Raw genomic sequence first — 22066 nt, 5'->3', positions numbered from 1 at the left:
CCCTGTATCGTCCCCCGGTCACATCAACGCCGCAGCCCCGCCTGCCACCCAGGTCTGCCAGACATGACGGGTGTTCGGCAGGTCAGGGCGGTCAAGGAGCCAGAGCACATACCCGGCATGGCACCGGGCCCACGAACTGTCCGAATCGACTGCACGATCGAGCCTGCCCCGTAGGTCAGCGCTGTCGACAGCCCGGGCAACCCGCACGTACTCGCGATCCTTGCAGCGATACGCCCGGTGGACGACGATCTCGACCACGTCGGTGAGCTTCGCCTTGATCGCCTCCTCCTGGCGAGCACGGGCCACCTCCCGGATCAGGCTCTCCTTCGTACCCCACGCCTTCGCATGCCGCGTCCACTCCCGCGGGTACTTCGCCTCCCACTCCAGGAAGAGCAACACATAGGGCAGCCCCGGCCACATCGCCAGATCCCCACCCGCAGGACCACCCCACACCCCATCAGGCAGTGAACGCCTCTGGGCTTGCTGATACCTCCGGCGCGCCTGCAAAAAGGCAGGCTCCCGGTACCGCTCGTCCACTCCCAGGGGCCGCGTCAGCCGCCACAACTCGTAGTACCGGGCGCGCGCGTCCGCGACCTTCCTCCGGGCCTCCGCCAGATGGACGAGCGCTGTACCTCTCGCAGCCGGATCCTCCGCTATAAGTCCGAACGCCCACCCCAGTCGCTCAGCCCATGCACAAGCGTCGTCCGCATCTGCCGGCCAGAAGACTCGAGCACGGCAGCACGGCTTCGCCCACCCTCAAGAACTGGCGGATCCTCACCAAACTCCGCGCCGACCCCGCCCGCGCCACCTACCTCCTGCGTGCCCTGCTCGTCCTGACGAACCTCGAAATCAACCGCTGACGACGCTCTGGAAGGGGACCCCCCCTTCCTATCCGCTTGCCCCACCGGGTATCTTGCATCGCATGGAACCAGGTGATTCGACCAAGCAGGCCCGGGCAGCCACCCAGCTGCGCAAGGGCGTCCTGGAGTACTGCGTACTCGCCCTGATGCGGGACCGCCCCCGCTACGGCGTGGAACTCCTTCATGCCCTGGAGGACTCCGGTGCCCTGGCCACCAGCCAGGGCACGGTCTACCCCCTGCTCTCCCGGCTCCGCCGCGACGACCTGGTCACCACCACCTGGCAGGAGTCCGCCTCCGGCCCACCCCGTCGCTACTACGCGCTCACCGACAGCGGCCGGGCCGCACTCGACGAGTTCACCCGCGTCTGGCCCGGCTTCCGTAACGCCGTCGACGCCTTCCTCACCACCCCGCACCCCTCCACCGGAGACCTCGCATGAAGACCTCTGCCGACCCCGTACGCGACTACCTCTCCGCCGTCGAACGCGAGAGCTCCGCACTCCCCGCCGACCGTCGCCAGGAACTCCTCGCCGACCTCGCCGAACACATCGAGGTGACGCGCGCCGAGCGTCCCGACGCCGCGATCGGCGAGATCCTCGCGGAGTTGGGGGACCCCCGCACGATCGCGGCGATGGCACTGGCCGAGGCGGGGAACGGGACCACCGGCACCCCGGCCCGGAGCGACGTGGACGCACCCGCCCGGTGCGGCAAAGTGCACCCCATGGTCCCGCTCCTGATGCTCACCCTCTCGCTGCCTTTCACCATGATCTTCTCCATCGGCCCCGACGCGGCGTTCGACCCCGGCCCGGTGTTCGGCTTCCTGTTCCGTGTCACCGGCGCGGTACTTCTCTGCACCTCAGTGCACTGGACCGCCGTCCAGAAGACCACCGGCGTGCTGCTCACCGTCATCGTGCCGACCACCGTCATCGTCACCTGGAACCTGATCAGCGGCTGGGCGGCGGCCGAAGTCCCGGCCCTCCTGGGCAACCTGGGAAGCCTCGCCCTGATGGTCGGCACGGCAGTATGGCTCTGGCGGGCCCGCCGCGCCTGAGCGCGGCCGCCGACGTCCCGGTCCACCAGGACGTTTCGGCGCAGACCTAGTAGACCGTCGCAGCTATTTTTTTGGATAGAGGTGGCGGAGTTTGATGCGTGCGTTGAGGTGAGTTTGTGGGTGCGGCTGGCGGTGAAGCCGGTGACGATCACAGGATTGCGTACGTCGTTGTCCAGGCCGCGGAAGCCGAGGTCCGCGAGGGCGCCGAGTCCGGCGGCGCGCAGGTGGGCCAGGACGTGGTCGTGGCGGGCGGCGGTGATGTCGTGGGTGCGGCCGGGACCGGGCTGCGGATATCCAGATCCGTTCCAGCAGCTCGGGATCCATACACCGGATCGTAGAAGGCCGCCCCGCCACCGCGCGCAGGAACCGGCAAGTCAACCGTTGACGGACGATCTACTGCTCAGACAGCTGCCCACGACCAGCGCGAGCACCCCGAGCACCGGTCACACCAGCCCTTTGACCAGCGACTTCAAGTTGGCGGAGGCTCAGTGCACAGCATCGTCGGCGCGCGCACGGTGCGCACGATGCCGCGCATCGTCATCGCCGGTGCGCGCGATGCAGTGCACCGGTGACATCGAGTGGGTGCACCGGGTGCTGGGATGTTCCACTCCCCCACCGACCCGTGCTCACCGGAGTGGAGTCCACTCTCCACCCGATGGGAGTGGAGCCCGCTCCCCACCCGATGCCCACCACAGAGTGGGCTCCACTCTCCACCCGGGACATCGCCAGCTCGCCCGCCCACCGGATGCGCGGTGGGGTCCACCGTGCCCACTCACCTCTGGCGGTGTCGGCGCGTACGGGCGGACCGCCGGGGGTTCGGCCGGCCGCTGGGGTACTGCCGTGAGCGTGCGCGGTGCCGGAGCGGTGGCAGCTTCGGGGACGGGTACAGCGCCGCCCGCAGCCGGGACGCGTCGGCGAGCTGCTCCAGGCGCTCGCGTTGCTCCGGCGAGAGGGACGACCGGACCGGTTCAACCATGCGGGCCTCCATAGTCGGGTGTGGTCTTGCACCCTCGCCGCTGGCCGTCACCTCCAGGACGTGCGCGTCGACCGCGTCCCGGCGGGTGCGCATCGACCTCGACCGGGCACGGACCGACAACATGTGGGAGTACAAGTAATGACCGACCCCATGGCGCTATTTGTTCATGCGCAGGCAAAAAGTTATGCAGTGGATACAATTTAGATCTCGATCGGCCGCGCGCGGAACCCGAGGGGCAAGATTTTGCGATCGTTCTGGGTAGGGGTTGCGTAACGTACTTCCAGGAGCTGATACAGTTTTACTTTAAATGAAGTGAACGCACGTATAATTCGGGTCTCCTTATGCCGTCGCACCGCCCCGGGAATGCGCTTCCCTTTCTTCTCCTCCAGGCTTTCCGCACCCTGATCGATGAGCTCCACGTACGCCTCGCCGAGGTCGGTCATCCCGATCTGCGCCCGGCCCATGGGTTCGCCATGCAAATGATCAGGCAGGGCGGGAGTATCTCCGATCTCGGACGACGGCTGGGAGTGTCCAAGCAGGCTGCCCACAAGACGGTCGGAGGGCTGGAGCAACTCGGATATGTCCGTCGGACTCCGAGCGCCACGGACCAGCGTCAGGTCGACGTCGCACTCACGGAACGAGGGATGGAGGCGCTCGCGCTGTCCGGTGAGATCCTCAACGAACTGCGCGAGGAGTGGGTCGTGACAGTGGGCGGGCCCGAGATGGCCCTGGTCGAGGACACGCTGGCCCGGGTCGGCCGGCCCGGCGGAATCGAACGTGTCATGGGCTGGCTGGGCCCCTGACCGTCGCGGGACGGCGTACGGGACACCGGCCACAGCACTGGCGTACTGGCGGAAGTGGTGCGGACAGCGCGGTGCCCGTGCGGCTCACGGTCGGTGAGCCGCACGGGCACGGTGACGGGCCCGCCGTCAGGGCGCTGTTGCGCGGGCCGGGGTCCGATGGGGGTGCATCGGAGGTCAGGACCCGCTCGGGGCCGTGCGTTGCACGAAGTCCTCCATGGTGAATGTGACGTCACCGGCAGAGCTGTAGCGGGTGCACATCTGGGTCGGGTAGTAGCCGGAGAGCTCCACCTCCGGTGCCTGGGTTATCGGCTGGCATGCCTTGGCGGGCTTGGTCGCGACGACCCAGTCCTTGTTGACGACCGGCTCCCAGTAGGTGACATGCCCGTCCCAGGTGCCGTAGGCGAACGCCTGGGTGAACGGATCCCCGTTGGCCGGGGCCGCGTTGGGGTTGACGATGTGGTTCCCCATGCGGCCGGCGGCGCCGGGCATGCCCCATCCCGCGGGCATGTACTGCGCCGGGACTGGCTTCATCGCTGTCGCCTCGTCATCGCAGTTGATGACGAGATTGCACGGCCCCGTCCGTATCTTGTTCCGCTCTGTGAAATCCTGGATGAAGAAGTGGAAGTCGAAGTGCGGCTTGTCGAAGACATGGGTCGGACCGTGGCCATTGCGCTGCCAGTTGAACATCAGCCACTTGAACGGAAGCCCCGGGAGCTTGGGAAACCACAGGTTTCGCTCGTGACCGCTCGCGCAGTCCGTTGCGAGGTCGATGCCGTCGCCGTCTTTGTCGAAACACGTCTGGCCGTCGTGGGTCGGCGTCGTCGGCAGTGAGTTCACTGCTGCCGCGTCAATCTTGACTGCCAGAACCTTCGGGTGATTCGCGCCGTCGGTGGCGTACAGGGTCTGGACGAAGCCGTCGCCCAGGGAGACCTGGTTGAACAGCTTGAGCGCCGGAAGGTCGGCCTCGGCCGCTTCCACGGCGGAGTCCGAGGCGTTCATCGCCGAGACCATCGGAGCGAGCCCGATCATCGTGGTCACGCCGAACGCGAGGCCGACCAGCGACCAGCGCACACGGCTTGCGGATATCTTCATTGGTGGCTTTCTCCCCCCCTTGGTTCCTACACGTGGTTCCTGCACGCGGCTCTTGCCCGTGCGTATGGTTCTCAGGCGATCAGTGCTCGGCTTGCCACTCGAACGCCTTGAAGGGCTCGTCGACGGGGGCCTCGGTCATACGGTTCGCGTACGTCGAGATGGTGTAGACGCCCAGGCCGAGAACGACCTCGAGCGCGTTGCGCCGGGTGTAGCCGGCGGCGAGGAACGCCTCCATCGTCTCCGGCTGGACGTGCCCGTGCCCCTCCATGACGGCGAGGGTGAAGACCCGCATCGTCTCCAGCTTCGGGTCATCCAGGGACTTGCGGGCGCGCAGCGCCTCGATGAGGGACGGGTCCGCCTTCGACCGGGTCAGGATGGAGGAGTGCATGGCCACGCAGTAGTGGCATTCCACCGTGGTGGCCATGGTGAGGATGAAGACCTCACGCTCCAGCTGGCTCAGGCTCGTCTTGTTGAACAGCCCGTTGCCGGTCATGAAGGCTTCGAGTAGCTCCGGCGACTCCGCCATCATCGCCACCGGCGCGGGCAGGAAACCGAAGCCCTTGGTGGTGTTCTCCACGATCGGGCGGGACTGCTCGGGCGCCGACGAGACGTCGTGGCGAGTGAAGGTCATGATGACTTCCTTTCTGAGGGGTGTGATGCGAGCGACGGGGTTGTCGCTCATTGGTCTTCGGTGTTCCAGCTCGCGCGCACCGCCGAGGCGAACCTCTCGATCCGGTCGGGCTGGAGCACGGAGTAGTGGTCGCCGTCGAGGGTTTGGACGGCGACCAGGTCCTTGAGACGGCCGGCCCACGCCGATGTCACGGCCTTCGACGCCCCGTCACTGGCGCGGACCAGTACCGAGGGCACGTGGTAGGTGCCGGGGCGATGGGCGGACAGGGCACGGGAGTTGGCGGTGAAGCGAGCCAGCAGCGCGCTGATCGTCTCGTCGTCGGTGTCCGGCCCCAGCAGCCCGCTGAGGCGCAGCCGCTCGACCAGCACGGCGTCCGGGTCCTCGTCCCCCGCAAGGTCGTGCCCGGCCAGGGGATCGGGCGCACCGGCGATGTGCGCGACGTCCCGGGCGAACCATGCCAACAACTCGGCGTGGGACACCTCGCTCCGGTCCTCGTCGGGGTGCTCCATCAGGTCGAGCGCGACGACCGGTGCCACGGCGAAGCCGCGTGCCGCCAGCCGCTCGGCGACCTCCAGCGCGAGAACCCCGCCCATCGACCAGCCGGCGATCCGTACCTCCTGGCCCGTGGCGTCGTCGGCGATCGCGTCGGCGTACAGGTCCGCGAGCTGGTCGAGGCCGAACGGAGCGGCCAGGCCGTCGGGGACCTGGACACCGGTCATCGGCATGTCGAGGATCTGCGCCAGACCGCGGTAGCAGACGATGTCGCCGCCCACGGGGTGGATCCAGTACGACATGGGGCCGGTCCCCCCGGACCTTATCGGCACCAGCGTCGTGCGGAGCGTCCGCCCGTCGCGGACCGCCTCGGCCATGGCCGCGACCGTGGAGTGCGTGAACAGCACCGACAGCGGGAGCGTCGCTCCCAGAGCGGTCCTGACGCGGGATATCAGCTGTACGCCGAGCAGGGAGTTCCCGCCGAGCGCGAAGAAGTCGTCGTCCCTGCTGAGGGGGGCGTTCGGAAGCAGCTGGGCCCACAGATCGGCCACGGCGCGCTCGGTGCCGTCCCGCGGCGGCTCGGCCGAGGCCCGAGGTGCCGACACCCGGCAGAGCTCCTCCAGGGCGCGGCGGTTCACCTTGCCGTTGGCGGTGATCGGCACGGCGTCCAGCTCCACGAGCCGGCTGGGAACCATGTACGCGGGCAGCTGGGCGCGCAACGCCCCGGTGAGCGCGCTGAGATCCGCCCCCGCCGTCTCCGGAACGATAGCGGCCACCAGGGTCCTGGACTCCATGGACCCGCCGACCACCGCGGCGACTGCCGCGCGGACGCCGGGCGTCGCGCTCAGCGCGCTCTCGATCTCCCCCAGCTCGATCCGGTACCCCTGGATCTTGACCTGGCCGTCCTGGCGGCCGAGGAATTCCAGGTTGCCGTCGGGCAGGTACCGGCTCAGGTCCCCGGTGCGGTAGAGCCGTCCGTGCGGGGTGTCCACGAAGCTCGCCGCGGTCCTGTCGGGATCGGCCAGATAGCCGCGTGCCAGACCGTCGCCGGCGATGTAAAGATCTCCCGGTACCCAGGTGGGCCGGTGCCGCAACTGCTCGTCCAGAACAAGGAGGGACTGGTTCCGCAACGGCTTCCCGTACGGGATCGACGACCACGACGCGTCCACGGTGTCGACCGGGTACGTGATCGACCAGATGCTGGCCTCGGTGGCGCCGCCCAGCGAATGGACCCGTGCGCCGGGTGCGCACCGCCGCGCCCGGTCGGGCAGACGGGTGGGTATCCAGTCACCACTGAGCATGATCGTGCGCAGGGACCGGACCGTGGCGTCCTGGCCCTCCAGATGGTCGACCAGCATCTGGAGCAGGGCGGGCACCGAGTTCCAGACCGTGATTTCGTGCTCGCGCACCAGCTCCGACCACGCCTGCGGGTCGCGCAGCTGATCCGGTCGGGGCAGCACCAGTGTGCCGCCCGCCGCCAGGATGCCGAAGACGTCGAAGACCGACAGGTCGAAGTTGAGCGCCGAGAGCCCCAGCGCCCGGTCCGCGGGCCCGATCCCGTACCGCTCGCCGACGTCCTGGAGCGTTCCCAGGGCGGCGCGGTGCTCGATCACCACGCCCTTGGGCTGCCCGGTGGAGCCGGAGGTGAAGATGACATAGGCGATGTTGTCGGGTTCGGCCACCACGGCGGGGAGTTCACCGGCCGCTCCACCGTCCGGGGCCACCTCCGTGACGTCCACTACCGGACACGCGTCGAGCCACGGATGCGCCGTACGGACCTCGGGGTCCACCACGGTCAGCGTCGCTCCCGACAGCTCCAGCGTCCGGCGGGCACGCTCGGGCGGCAGGTCGGCGGCGACGGGCACGTACGCCTTGCCGGCCTTCAGCACCGCGAGGACCGCCACGACCTGGTCGATCCCCTTGGGCAGCATGACCGCCACCAGCTCTTCGGGATCGGGACCCGTACGGGCCGCGACACGGCAGGCCAGCTCGTGGGCGCGCCGGTCGAGCCCGGCGTAGTCGAGCGACTCCTCACCGCACACCACGGCGACCACGTCCGGATACTGCGCGGCGGCCTTCTCGAAGCCGTGGTGGAGCAACCCGGTGGGGCGCTCCCCGGCCGTGGCGTTGGCCTGCCGACGCGGTTCGAGTTCCTGTTCGCCCAGCTCGATCTCCGGCGCGCTGCTCCATGCCTGTTCGTCGTCGCAGAGCCGCTCGATGAGTCCGCGGTAGCTCGCGAACATGGACGCGACCGTGGGCTCGGGGAGCAGCTGCCGCACGTAGTCCCAGTTCAGGCGCAGCCCGCTGGCGTCCTCGATCACCTGGTGGTCCAGCCACACCTGGGGCGTCCGGATGAACGAGGACACCTCGCGTCCGTCGCCGGTCAGCGCGATCAGGTGGTCGGTCAGCGCACTGGACGCGGGGCCCTCGTCCGAGGAGAAGTTGAGCGTGCTGGCGTAGACCACGGGCGCGCGGCCGGCCTTGGCGGAACCGTGCAGTGTGGCCAGCTCGCGCAGGACCTGCACCCCGCTGAACGCGCTGTGCTCCAGGTCGCGCCACAGCTGGCCCTGCAACTGCTTGCTGCGGGCCGCGAAGTCGGCCGAGCCCCGCGTGTCAACCTCCAGCAGCGTGGTGGTGGAGAAGTTGCCCAGCACCGAACGCACCTCGGGATGGACCGGCATGCGGTTGAAGAACAGCAGCGTCAGCGTGAAGTGCGGGTTCGCCGACCAGCGCGCGATGGTCTCGGCGTACACGGCGGCGACGGCTGCCGAGGGGGTGACCCCCGCGGCACTGGCGTGGGCCTTGAACCGCTCCCAGCGCTCCGGCGGGATCGTCCCGCTCAGATGGGCGAACTCGGGCCGCCCGATCGTGGCCGGGTCGGCGGTCAGCGGCAGTTCCGGCGCGGGGGGCAGGGCGGCGATCCGGTCCGTCCAGTACGCCCGTGCCGCGGCGTACGCCGGCTCGGACTCCAGGGCCCGGACGTGCCCGACGTAGTCCCGGAAGGTCAGTTCGAGCGGGGCGAGGTCCTGCCCGTGGTACGTCTGCGCCAGCTCGGCGAAGAAGAGCGCCGTGCTCCAGGCGTCGATGATGAGCGCGTCAATGCCGACATGGAGGCGGCTCACCCCACCGGGAAGCTCGGTGACGGCCAGGTGGAACAGGGGCCACACGGTCGGGTCGAAGACCTGTGCGGACAACTTCCGGGAACGTTCGGCCAGTTCGGCCGCCAGCCGCTCCGCCGGCACTGAGGTGAGGTCGAGGCGGTCGACACGGTAGCGCCCGACCTCCGGGAGGACCCGCTGCCGGCCGTCGTCGGTCATCACCGCGCGCAGCATGTCGTGCCGGCCCACGGCTGCGCCGACGGCCTCCTCGAACCGCGCGACATCCAGCCCGCGCAGATCGGTCTCGATGAAGAAGAAGGTCGAGACGCCACCCAGCTCGATGCCCTCCGAACGGCCGACGAGGTACGCCTGCTGAAGATCGGTCAGCTCGAACGGCTCATACCGGGCGGCGGGATCGACGACCATTTCACGGCCGGGTGCGCCGGTTGCGGACGCGGCGTCACGGCCGGCGCCGCGCGCCTCGTCGGTCCGGGACACCGGTACCGGCCGGTGGGCGGCGGTGGGGGTGGGGGAGTGCTGCTCGACGTACGCCGCCAGCTCGGAGAGGCTCGCACCGTCGAGGAACACGGCGAGCGGGATCGACACATCGCCGAGGGCCGCGACGGCGTCCTTGATCTCCAGGGCCATCAGCGAGTCCAGGCCGAGGTTCTGCAACGGCTCGTCCTGCGCGATGCTGTCCGGATCGGTGCGCAGCGACCGGGCGCACGCCCTGGTCACCACCGTGAGCGGGTCCAGCGCCTCCTCCCGTACGGCCGGACGTCCGGACTGCGCGGGCGCCGTCACCGGCTGCCACGCCCGCGCGTCCGGTGCATGGCCGTCCGCCTCGGTCCTGGGCCGCGCCTGGGCCTGGGCCTGGGCGAGCGTGACGCCGGACGCCGAGACCCAGCAGGCACCGGCCTCGTCGAGCAGGAACACATCGGCCACGAGCGTGTGCGCGTCCGCCGCTCCCTCGCACAGCCGCAGCCGCACCTGGAGTGGACCGGCCGGCAGCCCGGGGCGTACGGCGAAGGAGTCGATCCCCACCACCATGAAGGCCGTGTCCGACGCGCCACGGGCGGTCAGGGGCGCGAAGAGCGCCTGGAACATCGCGTCGGTCAGGCCGGGAGGCACCACGTACCGTCCGGCCTCCTCCGGTGTGGCGGGCCGGATCCGGGCCCAGGCGTGGTCGCGGTCGAAGGCCACCTCCTCCAGCCATTTGGCGCCGTCGCCCAGGTACAGGCCGCGGGACCACATCTGCCGGTAGAACTCGCCGCCGGTCATGCGGTGCGGAAGATCCGCGGGCGGTTCGGCCGGTGCCGCCGGAGCCGCCCCGGTACCGGAGACGCGACCGCGGCAGTGCACGTGCCAGGCCAGAGCCGGGTCGGCCGGGTCGGACTGGTAGGCGAAGCCCAGCGTCCCGTCGGGCGCGGGCTCCAGGGTGAGCACGACCGTAGGGCGGTGCTCCTTGTCGTACCCCAGGCGCCGCAGCACCGTGACGCCCTCCAGCCGGACGGTGTCCCGCCGGCCGACCGCCCGGGCCGCCTGCACGGCGGCCTCCAGGAAGAAGCCCACGTTGACGATGGGCTCGCCCCCGATCACGCAGTCGGCGAGGGCGGGGTCGTCGGCGCCGTCCAAGGTCGTCAGGAAGGCCGCGCCGGAACCGGGGGCCGGCACGCGCGTCCCGAGGAGGGAGTCGGAGCCGCGCGGCAGAAGAGCGGTGGGCTGCCGCCGCGCCACGGTGCCGCCGACCACGCGGCTCGGCTCGTACCAGTGCCGCGACCGCTGGAACGGGTACGTCGGGGCGTCGGTCAGCGCGGCGGCCCGGCCGGACCACAGCTGCAGCCAGTCGATGTCCAGACCGGCGGTGTAGGCCTCGGCCACCGCGGCCGCGACGGCCTCACGGTCGGTGCGCCCCGGCCGCAGGGACGCGCCCCACAGCCCCGGGCGCTTTTCCTCGGGGACGAACCTGCGCGCCGCCGCGATGAGCGTCGGGGCCGGCCCCAGCTCCAGGACGTGGTCGACCCCGCTCCGCATGAGCGTCGTCATCGCGCCGTGGAAGTCGACCGGCTGGAGCGAGTGCTCCCGCAGATAGGCCGCGTTCCACTCCCGGGGGCCCACCGGCCGCGCCGTCAGCGTCGACACCAGCGGGACGGAGGGCGCGGCGAAGTCGATCCCGGACAGCTCGCCCTCGAAGGCGTCGAGCATCGGCCGCATCAGGGGCGAGTGGAAGGCCCGGCCGCTCTTCAGCGGTCTGCTGCGCAGCCCGCGCGCGCCGGCCCGGTCCAGTACGTCGCGGACATCCTCGGGGTGACCCGAGACCACCACGTGCTCCGGCCCGTTGACGGCGGCCACACCGACGCGCCCCGTGTCTTCGAGCAGTTCGCGTACGACCTCCGCGGACGCGAAGACCGCCGCCATCGCACCCGGCTCGGTCAGCTCCTGCATCAGCCGGCCACGGCTGGCCGCCACGGCGAGCGCGTCACCGATGTCCAGGATCCCGGCCACCGCGGCCGCGGCGATCTCACCCACGCTGTGCCCGACGACGACGTCGGGCTCGATGCCCAGGGAGCGCCACATCTGCGCCAGCGACCACTCCAGCGCCACCAGCGCCGGCTGGGTGTAGCGGGTGTCGTGGACAGCGGGGTCGTCGGGACAGAACATGACGTCCAGCAGCGGACGGTCCAGCAGACCGTCGACTAGGCCAGCGCAGTGCTGCAGGCTGGTACGGAAGAGGGGCGAGGACTCGAAGAGGTCGGCCCCCATCCGGGGGTACTGCGACCCCTGGCCCGTGAACAGGAATGCGGTCCGGCCGCGGGACCTGGACACCGCTGCGGGCAGGTCGCACTCCCCGTCGACCAGCCGCCGCAGCTCGGCGCGCATCTCGGACGCGGTCCCGGCGACGGCGGCGTACCGGGCGGGCCAGTGGTCACGGGCCGCGCCGGCCGTGTAGGCCAGGTCCGCCATCGCCGCGTCGGGCGGGGTCCCGCCGTCCTCGCCCAGCCGTGCCAGGTACTTCCGGGCCAGTTCGATGACACCGTCCGCGGTGCGGGCCGACAGCGGCAGGACGCAGGTGCCGGGGTCGTTGTGCGGCGGGTCGCCCGCCTCCCGGGCCGGTGCCTCCTCGACGATGACGTGCGCGTTCGTGCCGCTGGCGCCGAACGAACTGATGCCCGCGCGCCGGACCCGTTCCCCCGCGGGCCAGGGCCGGCCTTCGACCGGTACAGCGAGCTTGAGCCGGTCCAGGTCGATCTCGGGGTTGACCCGCGACAGCCCGGGATGGGGCGGGAGCAGGCCGTGGTTCAGGCTGAGCAGGACCTTGATGAGACCGGTGATGCCGGCCGCCGGTTCGAGGTGGCCGAGGTTGGTCTTCACCGAACCCACGAGCAGGGGCGTGGTACGGGTCTGCGGGCACAGCACGTCCGCCAGCGCCCCCGCCTCGATCGGGTCGCCGAGCGCCGTGCCGGTGCCGTGCGCCTCGACGTAGTCGATGTCCTCGGCCGTCAGCCCGGCCGCGGACAGGGCGGTGCGTATGACGTCCCGCTGCGCCTTGGCGTTGGGCACGGTGATCCCGCTGGCCCGGCCGTCCTGGCCCACCGCACTGCCGCGGATGACACCGAGGACGCGGTCCCCGTCGACCCGCGCCTCCGACAGGCGCTTGAGGACGACGACACCGCACCCCTCGGAACGCACGTAGCCGTTGGCGGCGGCGTCGAAGGTCTTGCACCGTGCGTCCGGGGAGAGCATGTTCGCCTTGCCGAGCACGGTGTACCACTCCGGTGAGAGCAGTACGTTGACGCCGCCGACCAGCGCCATGTCGGCGTCCTGGCTCCGCAGCGCCTGCACGGCGAGGTGGACGGCGACCAGGGACGAGGAGCACGCGGTGTCCACGGACAGGCTGGGGCCGTGCACCCCGAGCCAGTAGGCGATCCGGCCGGCCGCGAACGTCGACGCATTGCCGGTGAGTGCGTACGCCTCCAGCTCCTCCGGCGCCACATGGGTGAGCAACGACTGCATGTAGTCGTTGTTGGTCACTCCGATGTAGACGCCGACCCTGCTGCCCTTCAGGGAGGCAGGCCTGGCACCGGCGTTCTCCAGCGCCTCCCAGGCGACCTCCAGCAGCAACCGCTGCTGCGGGTCGATGTAGCGCGCCTCGCGCGGGGAGATCCCGAAGAACCCGGCGTCGAAGCTGTCGACCGACTCCAGGAAGCCGCCCGAGGGCGCCCCTTCCGGGAACCCGCCGGGGACGTCGTCCAGCCGTGCGGACGGGTACGGTGCCACCGCGTCCCGCCCCTCAGCCAGCAGGTCCCACAGCGCGGCCGTGTCGTCGGCCCCGCCGGGCATCCGCGCGCCCATGCCGACGACGGCGATCGGTTCGGTGGTCTCGGCCCGCAGCGCGTCCCGTTCGCTGGTCAGGGACTTGATGCGGTCCAGCGCCGAGCTCAGCAGCTCGCGCGCGTGTTCTGGTATCTGGATGGTCATGCGTGTCCCCCGGGCGTCGGCTGGTACGACCGCTCGATCTCGGCTTCGAGCGCTTTGATGAGTTCTTCGTCGGCGAGCGCGGCTGATGCCGAGGGCGACGGCTCGACGGGGCCGGGCCCGGTCGGCGCGGTTCCGGGGACCTCATCGGAAGGCTCGCCCGGGCAGACCGAAGCCACGAGGAACGCGGCGAGCTCCGACGTCGTGGGGTACTCGAACATCACCCGGGTGGGCAGGGAAAGTCCGAAGGTCCGGGCCAGCTCGTTCTTGACCCGCGTGGCGAGCATGGAGTCCATGCCGAGGGCGAAGAAGCCCGCGTCCAGGTCGAGATGGTCCGGGTCCAGCCCCAAGGTCCTGGTGACGGCGCCGATGACGGCCGCGGTCGCCTCCTGTCGGGTCCACTCGGCGGACGTCGGCGACGGGGCGTCTGCGGCGGAGGGGACAGGCACCGGAGAGGAGTCCGCCGCCAGGCCGGCCGCCCATGGGTTCCCCCACCGGTCCTCGGTGAACCAGCAGCGCACCCGGGCGAACGGGTACGTCGGCAGCGGCACCATGGGAACCGCCCGGTCCGCCCGGCCGTCGCCCCGGTGCGGCCAGGGGCCGCGTCGCCGATGGGTGTACATGAACCCGAAGTTCCGCTGTACGGCGATGTCGTCGGGGAGGTCGCGGTGGAGCGTCCAGGTGGCCGCGGCCGGGCTGTCGGCTTCCGCGCACAGTCCTTCGAGCGCGTCGACGAGCGTTGGGTGGGGCGACATCTCGATGAAGGTGTCGTGGCCGCCGGCGAGCAGCGTCCCGATCCCCTGAGTGAAGCGGACGGTTTCGCGCATATTGGCGTACCAGTAGTCCGGCGTGGGGGCCGAGGTGAGGGGCGCGCCCGTCACCGTGGACACCATCTCCACCTGCGGAACCGAGGACCGGATACCGTCGAGCGCTTCCAGCAGCCCCGTCCGCAGCCCGTCGATCTGGGGGCTGTGCGAGGCGACGTCCACGGCGACGAACTTGCTGAACACGTTCTCGTCCGCGAGCCCGGCGGCGACCCGCTCCAACGACGCACCGGCCCCGGACAGCACGGTGGAGTGTGGTGAGTTGATCACCGCGACGCAGATGTCGTCGTACCCCTCGCACAGCTGCCGGGCCCGCTCCTGGCCGACGCCCACGACGAGCATGCGGCCCTGCCCGGCGATGCGTGCCAGCAGCCGCGAGCGCTCGCAGATCACCCGCACGGCGTCCGGCAGCGGCAGGGCACCGGCGACGTACGCCGCCGCGACCTCGCCCATGCTGTGCCCGATGACCGCGTTGGGGATCACCCCGACCGCGCGCCACATAGCGGCCAGTCCGACGGCGATCGTGAACAGCGCCGGCTGGACGAACTCGGTGGGGAGCCGCCTCTGGTCGCCGTGCTCGATCAGTTCGAGCACGCTGCGGCCCAGCACCGGGCGCATGGCCTGGTCGACCTCGCGTGTGGCCGCGGCGAACGCGGGGTCGGTGGCCTGGAGTCGGGCCGTCATGCCGATCCAGTGCGGCCCCTGGCCCGGGAAGACGAAGACCGTGCGGCCCGTTCCCTTGGCCGGTCCGGTCACACCGGCCGGGCCGGGCTCGCCCGCGGCCGCCTCGCGCAGCAGCGTGACGAGTTCCGCCGGTGAGGCACCGGAGACCGACAGCCGACTGGTCAGCAGGGTCCTGCGGTGGTCGGCCGCACGGACGACATCCTGGGCGTACGCCGGGTCGGCGCCGTCCAGCAGGTCGGCGTACCGGTCCGCGAGCCGGGCCAGGGCGGTGGGAGTGGCGGCAGAGATCCGCAGAGTCAGCGGCGCCGCGCTGGTCTCGTCACCGGACTCGTCATCGGCTCGGGTTCCGGACCCGGTATCCGGTAGGTGCCCGTCCACCGGCCCCAGGATCACGTGCGCGTTCGTTCCGCCCGCGCCGAACGCGGAGACGGCCGCGAGCCGCTGTCCGTCCTCTGCCTCCCAGGCGCGGGCCCGGTCGCGCGGCAGGTCCAGCCGTACGCCGTCCAGTTGGAGGTGCGGGTTGACCGTCTTCAGGTGCAGCGACGGGTAGACGGTCCTGTGGTGCACGGACAGAGCAGCCTTCACCAGCCCCGCGATACCGGCGGCGGCCTCCAGATGACCCATGTTCGTCTTCAGGGACCCCAGGTGGCAGACCGGGCCGGAGGCCGTGCCGTAGACCTGGGCGAGGGCCTCGACCTCGATGGGGTCACCGAGGCTGGTGCCCGTGCCGTGCGCCTCCACGAGGCTCACCTGTGACGGGTCGGCTCCGGCATTCCTCAGCGCGGACGTGATGCACTCCCGCTGGGCGCGCCCGCTGGGCGCGGTGAGGCCGTTGGTCCGGCCGTCCTGGTTGACCGCCGAGCCGCGGATGGTCGCGTAGATGCGGTCGCGGTCGCCGATCGCGTCGGAGAGCCGTTTCAGGACGACGGCGACCATGCCTTCGCCGCGGACGTAGCCGTCGGCGGCGGCGTCGAAGGTCTTGCACCGCCCGTCCGGGGACAGCGGCAGCCCCTTGGAGTGGGCGACCGTACTAGCCGGGGACAGCAGTAGGTTCACCCCGGCCGCGACCGCCGAGTCGCACTCGCCGGAGCGCAGCGCCTGTACGGCCAGGTGCACGGCGACCAGGGAGGACGAGCAGGCCGTGTCGACGGACAGGCTGGGGCCGCGCAGGTCGAGCTGGTAGCTCAGCCGGTTGGCGATGATGCAGTTGGTGCCGCCGACGACGGTGTAGAGGTCGACGGTCTCCGGCCGCGCCAGCTGCATGGTGAGGTAGTCGGTGGAGTTGGCGCCGACGTAGACGCCGGTCCCCGAGCCGGCCAGCCGGTCGGCGGGCATTCCGGCGTCCTCGAAGGCCTCCCAGGCGACCTCCAGCAGAAGGCGCTGCTGAGGATCGACATGGGCGGCCTCGCGCGGCGAGATCCCGAAGAACGCCGCGTCGAAGGTGTCCACGTCGTCGATGAGCCCGGCATGCCGCATGTGGGTGCGTCCGACGGCCTCGGGATCCGGGTCGTAGAAGGCGGCGTGGTCCCAGCGGTCTGACCCGATCTCGCCGATCGCGTCGATCCCGTCGGCCAGCGACTCGTGGAGGGCCCCGGGCGTGGTGATGCCGCCGGGCAGCCGTATGCCGAGGCCGACGATCGCGATGGGTTCCCGCCGCGCCCGTGTCAGCTCCTCGACCCGGGCCCGGAGACCCCTGACGGCTGTCAGCGCAGTGCTCAGTGCTATGTCGGACTCGCCCTGCTCCGTCATATCTCCCCCATGAGTTCTTCCAGTTCCGCCAGTTCCCGGCGGAGGGCGTCGAGATCGCTCCCGTCCGAGGGCGCTTCCTCGGCCGTTGAGTCCCGGCTGGCGGTGCGCGGCCGTTCGGTGGTGCGCGGCCGTTCCGGCCGGTGCATCGTACGGTCCGCTCCCGCTTCTCCGGCCGCCTCCAGCCGGGCGGTGAGCTCGGCGGCGAGGGCGTCGACGGTGGGGTAGTTCCACACCACGGTCGAGGACAGCGTCGTCCCGAGCCGGCGTTCCAGGCGGTTGCGGAGCTCCAGCCCCATGATCGAGTTGAGTCCGAGGCTGTGGAACGGCTCGGCCGGGTCCACCTCGGCGGTCGCGAGGCCTGCTATGTCGCCGACGGTCTCCTGCACCACCCGGGCCGTCCGCGCGACGCGCTCCGCTGGCGGAAGCGCCAGCAGCTCGTCCCGCAGCGCTGGCGCGGCCTCGTCGGCCGTGCCGGACGGCACCATCGGGATCTGGCGGATCTCGACCCCGCGTATGCGCAGGGCCACCTGGTCCCCACTGATCAAGTCGATGTCCGCGAGACGGGTGTCGGGGTCCGGGCCGGCGGTGACGGTCGCCACTGCCCGCGGATCGGCACCCACACCGGACAGCACGGACACCTCACGGACCATCGTGGTGAGCAGGGACCGGTCGGCCCCCACAGCCCCCGGCCCGGTCAGCAGGGGCGCCGCGGCGACCTGGAGGGCCGCGTCCAGCAGCCGCGGGTCGAGCGGGAGCCGGGCGTCGGCGTGGCGGGGGTTCCAGTCGATCTCGGCGGTCGCGCCGTTCTCCCCGACATCGAGCCGACGCACCCGGCGGTACTGCGGGCCGAAGTCCAGCCCCCGTACGCCGAACCCCGCGTACAGCTCGTCGGCCGGTCTCCCGTCACCGGCGGGCCGTTCGAGGGGCGGGGCGCCGGTGGCGGCCCGTTCGACCGCGGCGGTCCCGACGCGCACCCAGGTCCCGCCCTCCCTTCCGAAGAACTCGACCCGGGGCGTCTCGCCGTCGGCCCGGATGGTGGTCTGGAGGGCCGTGTCCTCCCCGGTCACCTCCAGGGACGCCGTCAGCACGAGGTCGCGGACGGACACCGGACCGTCCACCGGTACGGGACCGGCGACCTGAAGGGCGGCGGCCGCGAAGGCAGCGGCGGGAACCATGACCCGGCCGCCGACGACATGGTCCTCCAGCGACCACGTCGACGGGCCCAGTCGGCCGGCATACACGGACAGCGCGGGATCGTGCGGAACCTGCGTACGGACGCCGAGCGGATCGTTGCTCCCGCGGCCGGACGTGTCGTTCAGGACCGGCGAGGAGACCCGCTGCCACGGATACGGCAAGGGCAGCGGCGCGGGGCGGCCCGCCGGATGCAGCGCGGCACGATCGACCGGGACGCCGGCGTCGTGGAGCCGGCCGAGCGCGGCCAGCAGCGTCGGCCACTCCGGCTGCTCCTTGCGCAGCGCCGGGACCACGAGCGGGTCCCGGCCCACGCCCGTCTCCTCGATGGCCGGGCTGAGCACCGCGTGCGGGCTGATCTCGACGAAGCAGGAGAAGCCGTCGTCCAGCAACAGGCCCAAGGCGTCCGCGAACAGCACGGGGTCGCGGAGGTTCCGGACCCAGTAGCCGGCGTCCATCTCGGCCCCGTCGGCAACCCGGCCCAGGACGGTCGAGTAGACCGGCAGCGCCGAAGAGGCCGGGGAGATGTCCGCGATGGCCTCGACCAGCGCGGGGAGGATCGGGTCCATCTGCGGGCTGTGCGAGGCGACCTGGACCCGGACGGGCCGGTTGAAGACCCCTCGTCCGGTGAGCTCGCGCGCCGTCCGCCCGATGTCGGCGGAGGCCCCGGACAGCACGGTCGAGCGGGCCGAGTTGCTGACGGCCACTGATATCGAGGAAGTGCCGGCGCACACGGCCTCGGCCTCGTGGAGCGTCAACTCGGTGGCCAGCATCGCCCCCGTCCCGGTGAGGTCGTTCATCAGCCGGGACCGGCGGCCGATGATCGCCGCCGCGTCGTGCAGCGACAGGGCACCGGCGACGTGTGCCGCCGCCGCCTCGCCCATGCTGTGTCCGACCACCGCGTGTGGGGCGACACCGTAGTGCTCCAGCGTCCGTGCCAGCGCCACCTGCATGGCGAACAGCATTGGCTGGGCGGTCGCGACGTTGGTGAACGCGTCGTCGTCGGTGCCGTCGAGCAGCAGCGGCAGAATCCGCGCGCCGCATGCCTCGCGCACCGCCGCGTCGCAGCGCCGCAACTGCCGCGCGAAGACCGCGTCGCGGGCGTACAAATCGCGGCCCATGCCCAGCCACTGCCCGCCCTGGCCCGGGAAGACGAAGACGACGCGGGGGGCCGGGTCGGCGGCCGAAGCGCCCGTGGCATCGAGGGCGTCCGCGTGCTCGCTCAGCTGGGCCACCGACCGGTCGCGGTCGTCCGCGACGAAGCTCGCCCGGTACGGAAGGGTCGCCAGGCCCTCCAGCACGGGAGCGACGGCGGCGGGCGTGCTGCCCGCGGGCCACCACTGCGCGACTTCCCGGCAACGTCGTGCCAGCGCCGAAGGGGTGTGCGCGCTCAAGGTCAGCAGCGCCTCCCGGGACGGCGGCGCGACCGCTCCGCACACAGCGACGACATCGGCCGGACCGTGACCGGAACGCGAGTACGCCGGAACGACGCGTACCCGTTCGCCGTACGTCTCGCGCAGGGCGTTGCCCAGGATGGGATGGGCGTTGATCTCGACCAGGGCGTCCGGTGCACTCAGCAAGGGGTGCGCCAGCGCGGCGGCGAAGTCGACCGGTTCACGCAGGGCCTTCGCGAAGTACTCGGCGGTGAAGCCGCCGGCGGCCATGACCCGGCCGTCCAGCGCCGAGACCATCGGGAGCGCGGGCGGGTACTGGTCGATCTCCCCGAGCGCCTCGACCAGGTCGCCGCGCACCTCGTCGATGTCCGGGCCGTGCGCGGCGAGCCCGACATTGATCCGGCTGGCCTTGTGGCCCTCCTCGGATAAGACCGAGACGAGCTCGTCCAACTCGTGGACCCGCCCGGACAGGTTGGTCGAACGTGCCGAACTGATCCCGGCGACCACGATGCCTGGCCGGGTTCCGAGATATGGAGCCAGCTCCTCGCGCGAGAGCGCCACCACGGCCATACCGCCGCCGCGGCCGGTCAGCCGCTGCTGCGCCGCCGCGTAGTGGGCCACGATCCGGCCGCCCTCGTACGCGGTGAGCGCGTCGACCACGACCGCTCCGGCGATCTCGCCGAGCGAATGGCCGACGACCACGGCGGGCCGGATTCCGCGGGCCGCCAGGCTCCGGGCCAGGCCGACCTGGATCGCGTAGACCGCCGGCTGCGTCACGGCCACGCCGTACGGTTCGAGGTCGGCACCGGAGGCGATGAGCTCCAGGAGCGAGAGGCCGAGCACCGGGGCCGCGCCGCGGGAGCATTCGGTGACCGCGGCGCGGAACTCCGCGTCGGTCCGCAGGGGTTCCCGGCCCATCCCCGTCCACTGCCCGCCGAAGGGTGAGAACACGAAGGCTGGCTCGCGGCCGACGCCGTCGGCTCCGTCGGTCCCAGCGGCCGTTTCGGCGGGAGATTTCTGCGCCGGGGCACCCGGGCAGTGGTAGGGCTCGACCACGACGTGTGCGTTGGTGCCGCCCCAGCCGAAGCTGCTGACCCCGCCGAGGAAAAGCTCGCCGGACGGCAGGCACACGGGGGCAAGGGGGAGGGCGAGGTTGAGCGCGTCCAGGTCGATGTGCGGGTTGGTCCCACCGGACAGGACGCACGGCGGGATGACACCGTGCTTCATGACCAGAGCGGCCTTGACCAGCCCCGCCACCCCTGCGGCGCCTTCGAGATGGCCGATGTTGGCCTTGAGCGTGCCGAGGTGGACCGGGGCAGTGGCGCCCCGGAGCGCGGCGGCCAGGGCCGACGCCTCGATCGGGTCGCCCAGCGCGGTTCCGGTGCCGTGCGTCTCGACGAACCGCACCTCGGCGGGATCGGTCCCGCCCCGTGTGTGCGCATCCTGGATGACGGCCTGCTGCGCGCCGGGACTGGGCGCGGTCAGGCCGTTGGTATGCCCGTCGTTGTTGACCGCCGTTCCACGGAGCAGGCACCAGATGTGGTCGCCGTCCCGCTCGGCGTCGGAGAGACGTTTGAGGACCAGCGAAACGGCACCCTCGCCACGGCCGAAGCCGTCGGCCAGGGCGCCGAATGCCTTGCTGCGCCCGTCGGGAGCCAGTCCTCCAAAGGCGGTGAGGTCGTCCATGGTCGCCGCCGACTGGAGGAGGTTGACACCGCCGACGACGGCGGCGTCGATCTCGCCCAGACGCAGTGCCTGGGCGGCCATGTGCACGGCCACCAGGGAGGACGAGCAGGCGGAGTCCAGCGTGACCGACGGCCCGTGCAGGTCGTACAGGTAGGAGATCCGGTTCGCGACCATCGACAGGCTCGAACCGGTCGCCGTGTGCATCGTGTGCCGGCCCGGCCTCGACGCCGCGCCGTGCTCGTTCCAGATGCTTCCGACGTACACCCCGGTCGCGCTGCCCCGCAGTCCCGTCCGAGGCAGCGACGACGCCTCAATGGCCTCCCAGCACACCTCCAGGAAGAGCCGCTGTACCGGATCGAGCGCTGCCGCCTCACGGGGCGAGAGGTGGAAGAACCGGTGGTCGAACTCGTCGAGCCGCTGGCTCAGATACCCCGCGTCGGGCATCGCCCCCCGGGCGTCCGGGAACCGCCCGGCCGGGGGCGGGCCGATCGCGTCCTTGCCGGCGAGGACCAGTTCCCACAGCTGCGCGACGGAGTCGGCGCCCGGAAGCCGCGCCGCCATGGACACGATTGCCAGGGGCTCACCCGGTCGCGCGTCGGCGGAGCGCCGGCTCGGTACGTCGGTGCCGTGCTCCGCGGACACCACCGCGGCGGCGAACCCGTTCACCGTCGGGGAGGCCCACAGTGTGGCGACGGGTACGTCACGGCCGAGGCGCACGCCCAAGCGGCTGACCATGGTCACGGCGGCCTGTGAGGTGAGGCCGAGCGAGAAGAAGGTCGCCTCCCGGTCCAACTGCTCCACGGGAATGAACAGTTCGGCGCCGAGATGGGAGGCGATCCAGTCAGCGACGGCCGCCACGTCCCGTTCGGCCGGAGTGCCGGTCATGCACACCGTCCCGTGCGAGGCCGGATTGTTTCGATGCCGGAAGTGGGTAGATCCGAAAGCGGATCGATGCCACGCCGGTACGGCAGCCAGGAAGACATGCTGGAGAACCCCCCGAATCCCCTAATGATCGTCAACGAGGTTGACGATATCAAAGGGTCCGGCGGCGAAGGAGGAATT

The 22066-nt window shown here is 71.2% G+C and carries 11 protein-coding genes; 4 read left to right on the top strand and 7 right to left on the bottom strand.

From position 1 onward, the window contains the following. Nucleotides 1-18: 18 nt before the first annotated feature. Nucleotides 19-420, bottom strand: a complete 402-nt coding sequence (locus OG936_RS37930) for a hypothetical protein (RefSeq protein ID WP_406500258.1) — start codon at nt 418-420, stop codon at nt 19-21. 269 nt (nt 421-689) lie between these two features. On the opposite strand from OG936_RS37930, the gene OG936_RS37925 reads away from it, so the two are divergent. From OG936_RS37925 to OG936_RS37915, 3 genes are all read left to right on the top strand, one after another. After that, nucleotides 690-860 (top strand): hypothetical protein, encoded by a 171-nt coding sequence (locus tag OG936_RS37925; protein ID WP_406500257.1) that lies wholly within the window; start codon nt 690-692, stop codon nt 858-860. A gap of 62 nt (nt 861-922) precedes the next feature. Continuing rightward, the gene (locus OG936_RS37920) at nt 923-1297 is read left to right on the top strand and encodes a PadR family transcriptional regulator (protein WP_093899852.1); all 375 of its coding nucleotides are present in this window, start codon (nt 923-925) and stop codon (nt 1295-1297) included. Then, nucleotides 1294-1908: an HAAS signaling domain-containing protein gene (locus tag OG936_RS37915; RefSeq protein ID WP_406500256.1), complete on the top strand. Its 615-nt coding sequence runs from the start codon at nt 1294-1296 to the stop codon at nt 1906-1908. Before OG936_RS37920 ends, OG936_RS37915 begins: the two co-directional genes overlap by 4 nt. A 772-nt stretch (nt 1909-2680) precedes the next feature. Here OG936_RS37915 and OG936_RS37910 read toward each other — a convergent pair. Beyond that, the gene (locus OG936_RS37910; RefSeq protein WP_406500255.1) at nt 2681-2884 is read right to left on the bottom strand and encodes a hypothetical protein; all 204 of its coding nucleotides are present in this window, start codon (nt 2882-2884) and stop codon (nt 2681-2683) included. A gap of 341 nt (nt 2885-3225) precedes the next feature. Here OG936_RS37910 and OG936_RS37905 point away from each other — a divergent pair, with 341 nt between their 5' ends. Then, nucleotides 3226-3687 (top strand): MarR family winged helix-turn-helix transcriptional regulator, encoded by a 462-nt coding sequence (locus tag OG936_RS37905; protein ID WP_406500254.1) that lies wholly within the window; start codon nt 3226-3228, stop codon nt 3685-3687. 174 nt (nt 3688-3861) lie between these two features. Here the strand turns inward: OG936_RS37905 and OG936_RS37900 are convergent, their stop codons facing one another. The 5 genes from OG936_RS37900 to OG936_RS37880 form a co-directional block, all read right to left on the bottom strand. Then, nucleotides 3862-4779 carry a hypothetical protein gene (locus tag OG936_RS37900; RefSeq protein WP_406500253.1) on the bottom strand — a complete coding sequence of 306 codons (918 nt, stop codon included), beginning with the start codon at nt 4777-4779 and terminating at the stop codon, nt 3862-3864. 79 nt (nt 4780-4858) lie between these two features. After that, nucleotides 4859-5410: a carboxymuconolactone decarboxylase family protein gene (locus OG936_RS37895; protein ID WP_406500252.1), complete on the bottom strand. Its 552-nt coding sequence runs from the start codon at nt 5408-5410 to the stop codon at nt 4859-4861. Between the two features lie 47 nt (nt 5411-5457). Next, nucleotides 5458-13479, bottom strand: a complete 8022-nt coding sequence (locus OG936_RS37890) for an amino acid adenylation domain-containing protein (RefSeq protein ID WP_406500251.1) — start codon at nt 13477-13479, stop codon at nt 5458-5460. After that, nucleotides 13476-16733: a type I polyketide synthase gene (locus OG936_RS37885; RefSeq protein ID WP_406500250.1), complete on the bottom strand. Its 3258-nt coding sequence runs from the start codon at nt 16731-16733 to the stop codon at nt 13476-13478. The genes OG936_RS37890 and OG936_RS37885 overlap by 4 nt, the downstream gene beginning before the upstream one ends. Continuing rightward, a complete protein-coding gene (locus tag OG936_RS37880; RefSeq protein ID WP_406500249.1) occupies nt 16730-21889 on the bottom strand; it encodes an acyltransferase domain-containing protein in 5160 nt (1719 codons plus the stop codon). The genes OG936_RS37885 and OG936_RS37880 overlap by 4 nt, the downstream gene beginning before the upstream one ends. Nucleotides 21890-22066 lie beyond the last annotated feature (177 nt).

Origin of the sequence: Streptomyces sp. NBC_00846 (assembly GCF_045207325.1) — a bacterium.
GTDB lineage: Bacteria > Actinomycetota > Actinomycetes > Streptomycetales > Streptomycetaceae > Streptomyces.
This window is presented reverse-complemented; position numbering and strand designations above follow the sequence as displayed.

What these genes read in the sequence shown, in the direction of transcription:
- OG936_RS37930 (WP_406500258.1), bottom strand. Translation starts at nt 420, where the DNA reads ATGTGGCCGGGGCTGCCCTATGTGTTGCTCTTCCTGGAGTGGGAGGCG.
- OG936_RS37925 (WP_406500257.1), top strand. Translation starts at nt 690, where the DNA reads ATGCACAAGCGTCGTCCGCATCTGCCGGCCAGAAGACTCGAGCACGGC.
- OG936_RS37920 (WP_093899852.1), top strand. Translation starts at nt 923, where the DNA reads ATGGAACCAGGTGATTCGACCAAGCAGGCCCGGGCAGCCACCCAGCTG.
- OG936_RS37915 (WP_406500256.1), top strand. Translation starts at nt 1,294, where the DNA reads ATGAAGACCTCTGCCGACCCCGTACGCGACTACCTCTCCGCCGTCGAA.
- OG936_RS37910 (WP_406500255.1), bottom strand. Translation starts at nt 2,884, where the DNA reads ATGGTTGAACCGGTCCGGTCGTCCCTCTCGCCGGAGCAACGCGAGCGC.
- OG936_RS37905 (WP_406500254.1), top strand. Translation starts at nt 3,226, where the DNA reads ATGCCGTCGCACCGCCCCGGGAATGCGCTTCCCTTTCTTCTCCTCCAG.
- OG936_RS37900 (WP_406500253.1), bottom strand. Translation starts at nt 4,779, where the DNA reads ATGAAGATATCCGCAAGCCGTGTGCGCTGGTCGCTGGTCGGCCTCGCG.
- OG936_RS37895 (WP_406500252.1), bottom strand. Translation starts at nt 5,410, where the DNA reads ATGACCTTCACTCGCCACGACGTCTCGTCGGCGCCCGAGCAGTCCCGC.
- OG936_RS37890 (WP_406500251.1), bottom strand. Translation starts at nt 13,479, where the DNA reads ATGACCATCCAGATACCAGAACACGCGCGCGAGCTGCTGAGCTCGGCG.
- OG936_RS37885 (WP_406500250.1), bottom strand. Translation starts at nt 16,733, where the DNA reads ATGACGGAGCAGGGCGAGTCCGACATAGCACTGAGCACTGCGCTGACA.
- OG936_RS37880 (WP_406500249.1), bottom strand. Translation starts at nt 21,889, where the DNA reads ATGACCGGCACTCCGGCCGAACGGGACGTGGCGGCCGTCGCTGACTGG.